The 12,239-nt window shown below is 40.7% G+C and carries 13 protein-coding genes; 6 read left to right on the top strand and 7 right to left on the bottom strand.

Translation table 11 applies throughout. The features are described 5' to 3' along the window. Positions 1 to 646 precede the first annotated feature (646 nt). Positions 647 to 1,714 (top strand): hypothetical protein, encoded by a 1,068-nt coding sequence (locus IJJ71_RS01755; RefSeq protein WP_296844951.1) that lies wholly within the window; start codon positions 647 to 649, stop codon positions 1,712 to 1,714. Here IJJ71_RS01755 and IJJ71_RS01750 read toward each other — a convergent pair whose 3' ends face one another. Continuing rightward, complete coding sequence (locus IJJ71_RS01750; protein WP_296844950.1) at positions 1,715 to 2,719, bottom strand: omptin family outer membrane protease; 1,005 nt, start codon at positions 2,717 to 2,719, stop codon at positions 1,715 to 1,717. It abuts the gene before it with no gap. Positions 2,720 to 2,819: 100 nt separating this feature from the next. On the opposite strand from IJJ71_RS01750, the gene IJJ71_RS01745 reads away from it, so the two are divergent. After that, complete coding sequence (locus IJJ71_RS01745) at positions 2,820 to 3,053, top strand: hypothetical protein (protein WP_296844949.1); 234 nt, start codon at positions 2,820 to 2,822, stop codon at positions 3,051 to 3,053. 101 nt (positions 3,054 to 3,154) lie between these two features. On the opposite strand, the gene IJJ71_RS01740 is transcribed toward IJJ71_RS01745, so the two are convergent. The 5 genes from IJJ71_RS01740 to purE form a co-directional block, all read right to left on the bottom strand. Continuing rightward, on the bottom strand, positions 3,155 to 3,592 hold the full coding sequence (locus IJJ71_RS01740; protein WP_296844948.1) for a hypothetical protein: 438 nt from the start codon (positions 3,590 to 3,592) through the stop codon (positions 3,155 to 3,157). Continuing rightward, a complete protein-coding gene (locus IJJ71_RS01735; RefSeq protein ID WP_296844946.1) occupies positions 3,580 to 4,158 on the bottom strand; it encodes a Panacea domain-containing protein in 579 nt (192 codons plus the stop codon). Before IJJ71_RS01735 ends, IJJ71_RS01740 begins: the two co-directional genes overlap by 13 nt. Before the next feature lie 170 nt (positions 4,159 to 4,328). Then, on the bottom strand, positions 4,329 to 5,216 hold the full coding sequence (locus tag IJJ71_RS01730; protein ID WP_296844945.1) for a hypothetical protein: 888 nt from the start codon (positions 5,214 to 5,216) through the stop codon (positions 4,329 to 4,331). 151 nt (positions 5,217 to 5,367) lie between these two features. After that, on the bottom strand, positions 5,368 to 6,258 hold the full coding sequence (locus IJJ71_RS01725) for an Rpn family recombination-promoting nuclease/putative transposase (protein ID WP_296844944.1): 891 nt from the start codon (positions 6,256 to 6,258) through the stop codon (positions 5,368 to 5,370). Between the two features lie 238 nt (positions 6,259 to 6,496). Further along, on the bottom strand, positions 6,497 to 6,994 hold the full coding sequence (gene purE / locus IJJ71_RS01720) for a 5-(carboxyamino)imidazole ribonucleotide mutase (RefSeq protein WP_296844943.1): 498 nt from the start codon (positions 6,992 to 6,994) through the stop codon (positions 6,497 to 6,499). Positions 6,995 to 7,108: 114 nt separating this feature from the next. On the opposite strand from purE, the gene nudC reads away from it, so the two are divergent. From nudC to IJJ71_RS01705, 3 genes are all read left to right on the top strand, one after another. Then, positions 7,109 to 7,948: an NAD(+) diphosphatase gene (nudC, locus tag IJJ71_RS01715; protein WP_296844942.1), complete on the top strand. Its 840-nt coding sequence runs from the start codon at positions 7,109 to 7,111 to the stop codon at positions 7,946 to 7,948. A gap of 110 nt (positions 7,949 to 8,058) precedes the next feature. Beyond that, positions 8,059 to 8,625 carry a histidine phosphatase family protein gene (locus IJJ71_RS01710; RefSeq protein ID WP_296844941.1) on the top strand — a complete coding sequence of 189 codons (567 nt, stop codon included), beginning with the start codon at positions 8,059 to 8,061 and terminating at the stop codon, positions 8,623 to 8,625. Between the two features lie 116 nt (positions 8,626 to 8,741). Then, positions 8,742 to 9,854: a 30S ribosomal protein S1 gene (locus IJJ71_RS01705; RefSeq protein WP_296844940.1), complete on the top strand. Its 1,113-nt coding sequence runs from the start codon at positions 8,742 to 8,744 to the stop codon at positions 9,852 to 9,854. Positions 9,855 to 10,148: 294 nt separating this feature from the next. Here IJJ71_RS01705 and lysA read toward each other — a convergent pair whose 3' ends face one another. After that, positions 10,149 to 11,417 carry a diaminopimelate decarboxylase gene (gene lysA / locus IJJ71_RS01700; protein WP_486389605.1) on the bottom strand — a complete coding sequence of 423 codons (1,269 nt, stop codon included), beginning with the start codon at positions 11,415 to 11,417 and terminating at the stop codon, positions 10,149 to 10,151. Positions 11,418 to 11,502: 85 nt separating this feature from the next. On the opposite strand from lysA, the gene IJJ71_RS01695 reads away from it, so the two are divergent. Further along, positions 11,503 to 12,239 (top strand): PDC sensor domain-containing protein (locus IJJ71_RS01695; protein ID WP_296844938.1); only part of this gene is annotated, 737 nt, incomplete at its 3' end.

Here is a 12,239-nt window from a genome sequence, read left to right as displayed (position 1 = left end):
GTAACATGATTTAAGCCCATACTTATGGTTCTCCTTTGTTAATTTTGGTTTTTGTGGTGAAAAACATATTAACAAATTTCCATTTGTATGGGTGTTTTTATTTTTACTATTTCAAGTTCATTTTACAATCTTCCAAAATAAATTTCCGTCAGGGGAAAATCCATGCTCTGAGGTAAGTTTTCCTTCTGACATATATTTATTTCCAAAAAATTTGCATTTTTGGCAACGCGATTTTAACAAAGTCAGTATTGTTTAAAAGAAAGTCGGTTTTGGATAAAAAAATAGGTGCATCGTTGAGTTTTATAAAGTTCTGCCTTTAAGATGAAGGGCTTACAGAAAAACAAAAAAAAACCGGATTCCGCAGGTGAGTGGGCAGAATCCGGCATCAAAATAATGCTGCTTTGAGTTTGTTATTTTGCGTCTGAGAGGCTTGCATCTACTGTTTCTGCAGGCTGTTCAACATTTTCTTCTGCGACCTCTTTTTCTGCCTCAATAGATTCTTTTGTATCTACCGTACGAGATTTTTCTTGCAGAAAATTATAAAGAATTATAAAATAAAAACGGAATTATAAAGAGTTATAAAAATCTATAAAACCTTTTGCGAATTATAAAGAACTATAAAGAATCATAAATAAGGAGACAAACTATGCAAAATCCTTTTACAACCACTTTCAGCAAAACACCAGATTATACATATATCACCACTGAACAGCCTGATGAAATTATCGCGAATTTCAACTATGAAAATCCGTCTGAGTCGGTTTACAAGATTACGGGCGTGCGAGGTTCTGGGAAAACAGTCACGCTTGCAAAAGTTGAATCCGAATTCCGAAAAGATGAAAGAAAAGCTGACGGCTGGATTGTCATCGATTTGAACCCGACCCGCGACATGCTTGTTCAGTTTGCATCTCAACTTGTAAAAGAAGGTTTTGGCAAAGGCGAAACCAAAAGCAGAAGCTTAAATTTGTCAGCAAGTTTTATTGGAACTGGCGGAGGAATTGGCGTATCTGCCGAAAAATCAGACTCGTTCTTTGATATTGGAACTGAAATCGACGAAATGCTTCAGAAAATACAGAAAAAAGGACATAAAATTTTGGTTGGAATTGATGAAGTTTCAAAAAACCGCGGCATGATAGAGTTTACATCAGAATACGGTCGCTGGCTCAGGGCTGGATACCCTGTTTATCTTGTCTGCACAGGACTCTATGAAAATATAATGGAAGTCAGCAATGTTAAGAACCTCACTTTTTTCAGACGAGCAACAACAATCAAGACGGAGCCTCTAAACATCGTAAGAATGTCTGAAATGTACAGGAGACGACTAGAAATCAATATTGATGAAGCTGTAAAAATGGCGAAAATCACGCGGGGATACGCTTACGCCTTTCAGGAGCTTGGGGTTCTCTATTTCAAAAAACAGGATGAAGAGACACTTGAGGATCTTATTCCATCCTTGAAATCTGAGCTTTTTTCATATTCCTATGAAAAAATATGGGAAGAGCTAACAGAAACTGACAGGGAACTTCTAAAAACACTTACAGAAAAAGAAGAATACAAGCGGGAAGAAATCATAACGCTTATGGGCGAAAAAGCAGGGAATTATTCAATGTACAGGGACAGACTTCTAAAACGCGGACTACTCGAAAGCCGAAGAGCCTATATTTCCCTTACACTTCCTTTTTTTGCGGATTATATAAAAGATTATTGTCTGTGATTACTTTACATGGAAAATGTTTGCCCGGATTCCAAGCCTTGCCGATACTGCAAATTGCTTTCCGCCTGTCCGATAGTAAGGATCTTTTTTGTTTTCAAGAGCGTAAGAACCCTTTAAGAGATTCATAAAAAAAAGCTCAGTATTTAAAGTAATATCGATTTTTTTTGAAGCGGAAAAACTTCCGCCTAAAGAAACTTTTGCAGAATCCCAGTAACCTGTCTGCACATGCTTGTAATGGCGCGGTTCATAACCATTGTGAACATCCTCTACTTCAGAGCGGGCAAAAGGAGCAACCATAAGCCCAAGATTTCCAGAAATTTTATCTGAAACTTTCAAGTCAAGCCGAGCACCTGCAAAAAAAGAATAAAATTTTCTTTCGTATGAAATTCCTGCCAGCCTGCGAGTGACATATCTGCCTTTAGAATCATTCCAGTATGTTCGCGGAAGATGTTCGGCTTCACTCTCATACCACCAATGATTTTTTCCATCAGATGAATTTCTTGACTGGCCATACCATCCTTCAGCATCAGTTCTCTCAAAAGAATCAAAAGAATAATGAAATTGAACAATCGGAGAAATCACAAATGTACGCTCAGAGGATGAACTAAATGGGAAAAAATCAAACGAAAGTGAAAGAAGTGCTTCATGATTTTTTACAGCCTTATTGTTGCCAACAGAATAGGTTGTTTTCATATCTGGATGATAGTCGTTCATCCAGTCAGAATCATGCATCTTCCCGAAGTTTTTTGGAACAGAAGATGAAAAATCGGCCGAAAAATTGAGTCTCCAAAAAGACACGCCAGCTTCTGCGCCATACAAAAAAAGATTTCGCTCCCAGTCAAGCCTGCTGAGCAATCTGTCGGTATCGCTATTGTCATAAAGATATTCACCAATAGTTCCATGAGAAAAAGCGATGTGAGGCTCCAGATAAAAATGAAACGAATTTTCAGCGAAAGAGAAAAATGGAAATAAAAATAAAAATATCTTGAAAATCGTCTTAAACATATTTATAATTTATGTAACTATTTTAGCGGAAAGTTTTTTATTTTCATATAGCATTTAACGATGCTAGAATAAATTTTTTCCGCCGTACAAGGAGTTGCTTATGAAAATGGTTAAGAAAATCGCTTTGATTTCTGCACTCGCAGTTCTCACAACAGGTTTCGTGTTCGCATCAGGCAAAAAGGATGTCAAAAAAACCGCAGAAGAGTCAACAGAAGCTGTTAAAGAAGCCACAAAAGAAGGCGTAGAGAACACAGCCGAAGCTGCAAAAGAAGCAGTAAAGGAAGGTGTGGAAGAGACAACAAACGCAGTTGAAAACATCATCGACCCAAAATAAGGCTTTTTAGGTTTCATTTTCACCGCTCCATGTCAAAAGGCATGGAGCATTTTTTTAATAGCACTAGGAGAAATTATAAAAAATTTTCTCTTGAGAGACTATTATTTTACACCTTCAATCGAAAAAGACTCTTTTATGTTTTTCTTGTCTTTTGGAGAAATATCTGCAGCTTCAAGTTTTACGAGTATCTCATGCAATTTTTCTGACGATATGCTAAAATTCTGGAACTCAAGTTTATAATCTTTTTCAAATGTCTGACATTTCGCATCTATGTAATCCAAACACAAAACACAATGGTCAGGAAAACCTTTTTCTGTAGATTTAAAATCTATACAAGTCTTTGGATGCTGTTCTTTCAATCTTTCGAGAGCGGCTTCATCATGTCCTTTTGTCGTTGTAGTTTCAAAATAATAGCAAATCGGTATATCAAATATCCTAGAAGAACCTAAATAAATAAAGTATCTTAGCTTTGCCTCTGCACCATCATCACGCCCAGAATATGGAATCGCCGACTTATAAACTTCACCTATTTTTGGCATTTCGAGTATTCTCGATAAAGTAAAAATTGCTCTTCGGGCATTGACAATTTATTCAAAGGTTTTGAATAAATATCATCATCAAATTCTGCAGCGTAATCAATCACAGTGTTTATTTTTTTATAGGCTGTCTTACGCCAAGCTTTTATATTCTGATGCGAATACTCCGAAGCTTTTCGAGAATTAAACCTTTCAGTAACAAACAAATTTATTTTTTGATTGAGAAACTCAAGTTCTGAAGGACAAAGGTAGTCCGTATCAGGTTCACACATAGCCTTGTAGCGCTTGTATGACTTTCCGTTTGGCAAAGGAAATCTTTTCACTGTATAAAAGTTTTTATACTTTTCTTCAGAATCTTTATATAATTCTTCAGGAACCGGGCCATTTTTCCGAGCTTTATAAGTTAATTCAGTGCACGGCCGCCCTTTTGTCTTTACGGAGTTAAAATCCATGAGTGCCAATAATTTATACACCAGCATTTGAGCTGGATACATATGAGTCTTTTCATAATATGTTTTCGCTATATAGGCGACTGTATTACCTACTATCTGCTCATGATATACTCTCATAACTACTCCGTTATAAATTTAATTTCATACTGGCTAAATGTCAAGGTTTAATCTTGAAAAGGCTGTTTTTATTTTCATAACAACAATAAAATCACCCAAAAAAAAGGGAGCCTATCATAGGCCCCCTTGCTTAAAAAGTGGTTAATTATCAGAAATATTTCTAATAAAAACTACTCTTCTACAACATCGTCATGATAATAATCATGCTTCAAGAACCATGCACCGTTCAAAGCTTTGTCTTTATAGACATTTGCGTAAACTGCAAGATAGTTCTGAGGAATCTGTGTTCCAGATGAAGCAGAACCAGCCACATATCCAGTCACATTTGGGTCAATTGTAAATGTACTACCAATTTTTTCTCCTAAAGTCTCGCTATCCGCTGTTCCTTTATAGAAATCAATTGACCAACCACCTGTAAATGAAGCTGTAGGATCTGTCGTACCAGCTTTATGAGTCTGAGTGTTGTTAACAGTTGGATAAATATCAGCCCAAATAACGACTTTTTCTGCTGATGTCGAAACCAAATCACAGAACCCTGATGTCAAATCGTTTTCGCAAGTTCTACCAGTTTCAGCCAATGCCGATGTATATTTAACTGCATTTGTGCCATCGTGTGCACCAAAGTTTCTTGCAGAAATATCTTTTACATTGTAATACTTTGATACATAGTACTGAATTTTTCCATCTGTTAAATTTGTTGCGAGTCCGAGAACAAAGAAATTACGATTATTTACCTTTTCTCCATCGCTAAGTTTTTCTTTGTTATTTTCCAAATCCCAAATGAAGCCAAGTACGCCTCCATCGTTCTTAGAATTGTTAAAAGTGAATCGGACAAGTTCTCCTCTATGCTTAAATGTTGTTGATTTATAGCCTCGGTTTGCCGCAGCTTTTTCATCAGTATTAACTTCCGAAGCGCTGACATTGATAGAATAGTTTTTGTTGCTACCCTGAATCATGTCATCATCGTCATCATCTTTCTTACAACCTGTGACTGACAAAGCTGTAACCAACATAGCTGCAACGCTGAACGCTGCGATAAGTTTTTTTGAAAGTTTCATAAAAACTCCTTGTTTAAATTTGAAATATAAGCCCGGCATACGCCAAACTTCTTAAAATAAAGTGTAACGCATGGGATAATAAAATGCTAGTAACTTCTTAAAAAAAATTAAAATTTTCTGATTTTATTCCGATAATAATAAATTCCACAAATTATGAACGAAGTGTTTCAACAGGAATATCCGTCCATTTTGCGACCTGCTCAGCGGGAACGCCGTCCGCGAGCATTCTTTTGGCGGTTTCCATTGCCTTATTATGAGCACCGCTTGATTCTCCTTTTGAGAATCCGTCCTCAAAGGCTTCTTCGCGCTGAACTGCAACATCTGTCTCATAATCATATTCACCGAAAAACATATTTTCTATCTCCTTCGCATTGCGCGACAAGTATTCGGCAAGAACTCCGCTTTTCTTTGCACGGCGAATGGCCTTATCCATAAATTTTTCATTACCAGAAGACTTTTCCTCACGGACTATTCTGACAAAATCGCTGTACTCAGTTAAGGCGTTACATTCTTCCCACTTCGCTTTTCCGTTGGGCTTATTAATATTATACACCATAACTTCAAGATTAAGCTGATTTTTTTCCATTGATTTTGAGGAAATATCAGATTTGTTTTCTATAAAAGCTTCACTAAGATTTAGAACTTTACTTTCTGGAAAATTTTCCGTGCCGTTATAGAATACAAAAAATTCCGGTGCAGGTATTTTTTGAAGTTTTCGTTTGAACCTTGTTTTTGAATCTAATATTTTCTCGTAAATTTGCGAGACATACATCAGACATCTCAAAGGCATATTTTCATTTATGGTAGATTGCTGCTCCAACAAAACAACGACTTTATTGTCAACCAGCATTGATACATCATTTGCTTGGCCTGCATAGAGTACACCGTCAATCCTTACATCCTCAATTTTCGTTTCCTCATATTTTAACTGAGTTCCGTTAAGCGCATTGTACAAATCAAGGAAGTTTCGCTTCCCATACAAATCTTCGCAGAAAAGACTGGTAAACAACGAGTCTTTGAATTTTCTTTTGTTTTTAGACATACAATCAACCTCGCTTTATACCTATTTATTTCCAAAAAATTTGTATTTTTGGCAATGGAAAGCAATAATTTTTTGTTATATTTGCTTTTTTCTTGCTCTGCGGGGGAGATTTTTTTGTTAGCAGGAGAAGGCCGCTCCGCTATGGAGCACCTGCCGCAAGGCAGTTCCGGAGCGAAGCGGAGGAATGAGGGTTACCGAAGTGCGGAACAGCGGCAGCAGAATGATTTGCGCCTGATTTTTATAATTCTACATCAACGCCGGTTGCGGCTGCATCGTCGGCTAGTTTTTTGCGGAATGCCTGTAATTTCTGTTTGAGTTCAGGATATTTGATTGAAAGGATTTCGATTGCGAGATATGCGGCATTTTTTGCGCTGTTGATTCCCACTGTTGCGACTGGAATTTGTGGCGGCATCTGGACAATCGAAAGCAGTGCGTCCATTCCGCCCAGCCCGTTTGATTTGCCCGGTGTAACGCACTCAAGGGGAACTCCGATTACAGGAAGGGTCGTAGCCCCTGCAATCACGCCAGGAAGTGCCGCTGCCAAGCCTGCTCCTGCGATAATGACCTCGCAGCCGTCGGCCTCTACCTGCCTGACAGTCTCGTGGAGCAATGCTCCCGCACGGTGAGCCGAAAGAATGTATGCCTTATAATCAACGCCGTATTCCTTGAGGATGTCGGCTGCCTTTTTCATTGTCTCTGTGTCGGATTTTGAACCAAAGAAAATCGCTACTTTCATAAATACCTCGTTCAAAAAGAATATCAAAAAAATTGAAAAGTGAAAACGGAAAACTTAAAATTACTTTGTAAAATTTTTCTTTCTTTTTTGGAAATCCTGGCTTATACTTAATTTATGCCGATGATTTCTAACCAGATGAATGTATTTTGCGAGATTCACTTTATTTTCAGGGAGAAGTCCATCATTTTACAGGGGGATTCTCTGCCTGACGAGCAGGTCGTGCGAAAATGTCTTTCGATGAATGTTGCCGAAGACTGGTTCGCCGAGCTGGAATATGGTTACTCCGCGATTCTTCTCGAAAAGGACACGCCTAATCCCGCGGGTTGCACTGACATTCCTCTGCGTGAATTTTTCCACAAAATGCGCGGCATTGACAGAATCGACAGGTTCGTAAGTTTCACGGATGAGACAAAAAAAGTTTCCGGGGCGGAGCTTGCTGGGCTTGCGGCTCGTGCGAGGGGGCTTTTGAATTTCAAGCATGACAAGCGTTACTGTCAAAAATGCGGCGGCTTTCTCCGCGATGACCTTTATTTTACTGCCAGAACCTGTCCGCGGTGCAAGACATTGTATTTTCCTCAGCTGGAGCCTGCAATCATCACTCTTGTCAGCAGAGGCGATGAAATCTTGCTCGCAAGGCACAAAAACCGCAATGATGATGTTTATTCCTGCATTGCCGGATTCGTTGAAGTCGGTGAAACTATCGAAAATGCCGTTCAAAGGGAAGTTCTTGAAGAAACCGGCATAAATGTCAAAAATATCCGCTATGTCGGAAGCCAGTCGTGGCCTTTCCCTGACCAGCTCATGCTTGCGTTCCGAGCCGAATACGAGAGCGGAGAAATCAAGATTCAGGAAGAAGAGCTTCTCGATGCAAACTGGTTCAAATGGGATGAACTGCCGAAAGTTCCCGGGCCGGGTAGCGTGGCGTACAATCTGATTCACGGTGAATTTGAATAGGGCACATCCCTCACATCCGTTCGGGTCGCTACGTCCGCACTTCGCTGCGCTCATAGCCTGCGGCTACTTCGGGGCTACCAGCGCCTGCACATTTAATATATAATTTGCTCATGTCTAGGATTTATTTTACACGGCACGGAGAGACGTTCACCAACACCAAAAAACTTGTCTGCGGGGCAAGGGAAGTCGAGCTTACCCAGCAGGGGCACGAGCAGGCACTTGCGCTTGGAAACGATATAAAACAAAAAATCGCAAGCGGTGAAATCAAAATTGACAGAATTTTTTATTCTCCGCTTTCCAGGGCAAAACTTACGGCACTTCACATTTCTGAAATCACAGGTATTCCAGCCAAAGAAGAACCTCTTTTGATAGAAAGAAATTTCGGAAGTTTCGAGGACAAAAGCCGGGAATCTCCGGAATTCAAAGCCGCTCTCAAAACTTTTGCCATGTCTTATGGCCGCGAATCTGGCGGTGAGTCAAACATGCGAACGGCTCAGAGAATCTACAATCTTCTGGACAAACTCACGGAGCAAAGCAAGCGCATGGGCGAAACTTATCTTCTGGTGGCGCACAATGGCCTTGCACGCGTGGTAAATTCCTATTTTTGCGACATGACGAACGAAGAATTCGGGGCTTTCGGAATCACGAATTGTCAGCTGTTGGAGTATGAATTTTAAATTCCTCACAGAGCTTAAGAGTTCACAGAGAAATTTAATAAGTGAAAAACTCTCTGTGCCCTCTGTGTACTCTGTGAGGAATTTTTGCTAGAATAAACAATCAAAAGGAGTTAAAAATGAAAGGATTTGAAATCGGACAGGAAGTTGAGACTACGGTCGTACAGATTTCTAATGACACGGTTTTTATTGATTTGGGGCTTAAGAGCGAAGGATTTGTTGACAAAGCAGAATTTATCGATGCAGACGGAAAATGCACAGTAAACGAAGGCGACAAAATCAAAGTTTATTTTGTTTCATCAAACCGGGACGAGCTGCACTTCACCACCCGCTTGAAGGGCGAAAATGCTGACTCAAATGTGCTTGAATCAGCTTACAACTCAGGCTTGCCGGTTGAGGGCAATGTCACAGCCGAAATCAAAGGCGGATTCGAGGTCAAAATCGGAACAAGCCGCGCATTCTGTCCATATTCTCAGATGGGCTACAAAAACCGCCTGGAGCCAGCTGAATACGTAGGCCGCAACCTCACATTCATCATCACTGAGTTCAAGAACGAAGGCAAGAACATCATCGTCTCAAACCGCAAAGTTGAGGAACAGGCAGAAGTCAACAAAGTCAACTCTCTCGCAGAAAAATTGACTGTCGGCTCAGTCGTAACAGGTGAAGTAAAATCTTTGCAGAGCTACGGCGCATTCATTGATTTGAACGGATTCCAGGCACTTCTTCCAATCTCAGAGATTTCTCACGCCCGCGTAAACGATGTTTCAGAAGTTTTGAGCGTCGGCCAGAAAATCGAGGCAAAAATCATCAAGGCTGAATGGAATACATCTAAACCTGAGCGTTCAAAAGTTTCTTTGAGCATGAAAGAACTTGAAAAAGATCCGTGGGATGAAGTTTCTTCTATTAATATCGGCGACAAATTCACAGGCAAAATCGCAAGAATCGCGGCATTCGGCTTGTTCGTAAACCTCAAGCCAGGAATTGACGGTCTCGTGCATGTTTCGCTTTTGCGCGATGTCAACGACAAAACAAACCTCAACAAAAAGTTCAAGGTCGGTGACACAATGGAAGTCATCGTACAGAAAATCGATGCAGGCGAAAAGAGAATCAGCCTTGCCCCGGCTGGTGAAAGCGACGAGGAAGAAGACGACGCAAGCGCATACATGAACGCTCACGCAAACGACGACGATGGAGATACATACAATCCATTTGCGGCTTTGTTGAAAAAATAAAATCAATTAGATAAAACAAAAAAGCGTACGCTCCCAGAAAAGACACGGTATTTCAGCACGGTGCAAGGGGACTTTCTTAGGAATATCCTATTAAAACAATCAAATTGCGGTTCATTTACCTTGCAAGTGCTGAAAACCGCTCTGCTTTTCTTCGCGCTTCCGCTTTTTTGCATTCATTTGCTTTTTTTAGAAAGCGTCAGAGGGATTGTCTGTCTTTTATAAAGCATAAAAAACGGGACAAGGAAGCGAAGCGACCGATGTCCCGTAAAATTGCTCATTGCTCATTGCTAACTGCTAATTAAACTCATCCACTCCGGCCAAGTCCAATGTGCTGAACAGGTCGTCGATTGTCTCGCGGCGGCGGATTTCTTTTACTGAGCCGTCTTCGCGGAGGAGGAGCTCACCGCAGCGGAGCTTACCGTTATAGTTGAAGCCCATTGCACGGCCGTGTGCGCCTGCGTCATGAATTATTACGAGGTCGCCCATGTCGATTTTCGGGAGCTGTCGCTGGACGGCGAATTTATCGCAGTTTTCGCACAAACTTCCTACAACGTCGTAAACATGGTCTTTCGGAGCATTTTCCTTGCCGCTTACAGTAACTTCGTGGTATGAGCCGTACATTCCAGGGCGCATCAAGTCTGCCATACAAGAATCGAGGCCGATGTATTCGCGGTAGATGTGCTTTTCGTGGATTGCCTTTGCTACGAGCCAGCCGTAAGGACCTGTAATCGGGCGGCCGCATTCCCAGTAAATTTCAAGAGGGTCGAGGCCAGCAGGAACGATTACGCGGTCATACTCTGCGCGGATTCCCTTTGCAACTTCGTCGTAATCAACTGCCTTCTGATCAGGCTTGTAAGGGATTCCCAAGCCTCCGCCCAAGTCTACGAATTCGATTCGGACTCCGGCCTTTTCCTTAACTTCTGAGGCAAGTTCGAAAACGAGTTTTGCCGTGTCTACGAAGAAATTCGGATTAAGTTCGTTTGAAGCGACCATTGTGTGAAGGCCGAAGTGCTGAACTCCCTCTTCCTTACAGATTTTATATGCTTCAATCATCTGCTCACGGGTGAGGCCGTATTTTGCTTCTTCAGGACTTCCGATGATTGAGTTGCAGCCGTGTTTTGCAGGACCTGGATTGTAGCGGAAGCAGATTGTGTCAGGAAGTTTTCCACCAAGAGCTTCTTTTAAGAACGGAATGTGAGTGATGTCGTCAAGGTTGATGATGTTTCCGTTTGCGAAAGCGTATTTGTATTCGTTTGCAGGAGTTTCGTTTGATGTAAACATGACATGCTTGCCGGAAATTCCGCTCATTGAAGAAAGCATGAGTTCAGGAAGACTTGAACAGTCAGCTCCGCAGCCCTCGCTTGCTAAAATTTTCAATATATATGGGTTCGGGCAGGCTTTTACGGCGAAATATTCGCGGAAAACAGGGAAAATAGAAAAAGCCTTTGTAAAGCGGCGCATGTTCTCACGGATAGCCTTTTCGTCGTACAGGTAGAACGGAGTCGGGAAAGATTCCGTCAACTTTTTTAATTCTTCATGATTAAGGGGAAAAGTTTTCATAATGCCATATTCTATATTTTTCTTGCATTTATGGAAATATGTATTAAAATTAAATTGAGATTTTTTAAGAATCTTTTTAGTATTTTATATGAGTAAAAAGTTTTACATAAACTCAAACTTAGAACGGCTTTTCTCCTTCGCAATCACCCTTCTCTTGATTTTAGGGCTTAACGTCGTCCTCGCAAACACCCTGCTCAAAAGGATTCAGACGGCAGCAGAAGCAGATTTTATCGACAAATGTGACGATCAGGCAGAAGATTTCGCACTCGCAGTAGATGCAAAACTCCTTCAGATTGAATCCCGCCTCGACATTTTCTATGCAAAAATCGCATACAAAAATTTCTCGTCAGATGAAATAAGGAAGCTTCTTATCAAGGAAAGGGGAAACATTCATGCTCCCTTCGATTTAATTGTCTACGCGGACAAGGACGGCAAGAGCTGGAACATCTACGATGAGGAATTTTCGGTTGTTGACAGAAAGTATTATCAAAAGATTATTTCCGGCGAATCAAAATTTTATGTAACAAGCGTTCTGGAATCAAAACACGACGGCTCTTCAACAGTCGTTTTTGCACGCCCTGTCTATGACTCCGCACATGAAATCAACGGCGTTCTTTTTGCTACATGTCCGGTTGCAGAACTGTCAAAATACATCGAAAGCATCAGCATGACACGCGGCAAAAGATTTTCCATCCGCGATGCAAACAAAAGGCTTATTTATCACTATGATTCAAAATGGACGAACTGGGTCTATTCTCCGTGGAAGTACAAGGACAAAATTTTCACTACAACGAGCGGTGAATTCTATGTAAAGGAAAGTACAAG

Origin of the sequence: Treponema sp. (assembly GCF_017430385.1) — a bacterium.
In the GTDB taxonomy this organism is placed as follows: domain Bacteria; phylum Spirochaetota; class Spirochaetia; order Treponematales; family Treponemataceae; genus Treponema_D.
The sequence above is the reverse complement of the archived record's forward strand: the minus strand, read 5'-3'. Positions and strand labels throughout refer to the sequence as shown.

Excerpts from the sequence above, each read along its gene's own strand:
- IJJ71_RS01755 (WP_296844951.1), top strand. The coding sequence starts at position 647 with ATGCAAAATCCTTTTACAACCACTTTCAGCAAAACACCAGATTATACA.
- IJJ71_RS01750 (WP_296844950.1), bottom strand. The coding sequence starts at position 2,719 with ATGTTTAAGACGATTTTCAAGATATTTTTATTTTTATTTCCATTTTTC.
- IJJ71_RS01745 (WP_296844949.1), top strand. The coding sequence starts at position 2,820 with ATGAAAATGGTTAAGAAAATCGCTTTGATTTCTGCACTCGCAGTTCTC.
- IJJ71_RS01740 (WP_296844948.1), bottom strand. The coding sequence starts at position 3,592 with ATGCCAAAAATAGGTGAAGTTTATAAGTCGGCGATTCCATATTCTGGG.
- IJJ71_RS01735 (WP_296844946.1), bottom strand. The coding sequence starts at position 4,158 with ATGAGAGTATATCATGAGCAGATAGTAGGTAATACAGTCGCCTATATA.
- IJJ71_RS01730 (WP_296844945.1), bottom strand. The coding sequence starts at position 5,216 with ATGAAACTTTCAAAAAAACTTATCGCAGCGTTCAGCGTTGCAGCTATG.
- IJJ71_RS01725 (WP_296844944.1), bottom strand. The coding sequence starts at position 6,258 with ATGTCTAAAAACAAAAGAAAATTCAAAGACTCGTTGTTTACCAGTCTT.
- purE (WP_296844943.1), bottom strand. The coding sequence starts at position 6,994 with ATGAAAGTAGCGATTTTCTTTGGTTCAAAATCCGACACAGAGACAATG.
- nudC (WP_296844942.1), top strand. The coding sequence starts at position 7,109 with ATGCCGATGATTTCTAACCAGATGAATGTATTTTGCGAGATTCACTTT.
- IJJ71_RS01710 (WP_296844941.1), top strand. The coding sequence starts at position 8,059 with ATGTCTAGGATTTATTTTACACGGCACGGAGAGACGTTCACCAACACC.
- IJJ71_RS01705 (WP_296844940.1), top strand. The coding sequence starts at position 8,742 with ATGAAAGGATTTGAAATCGGACAGGAAGTTGAGACTACGGTCGTACAG.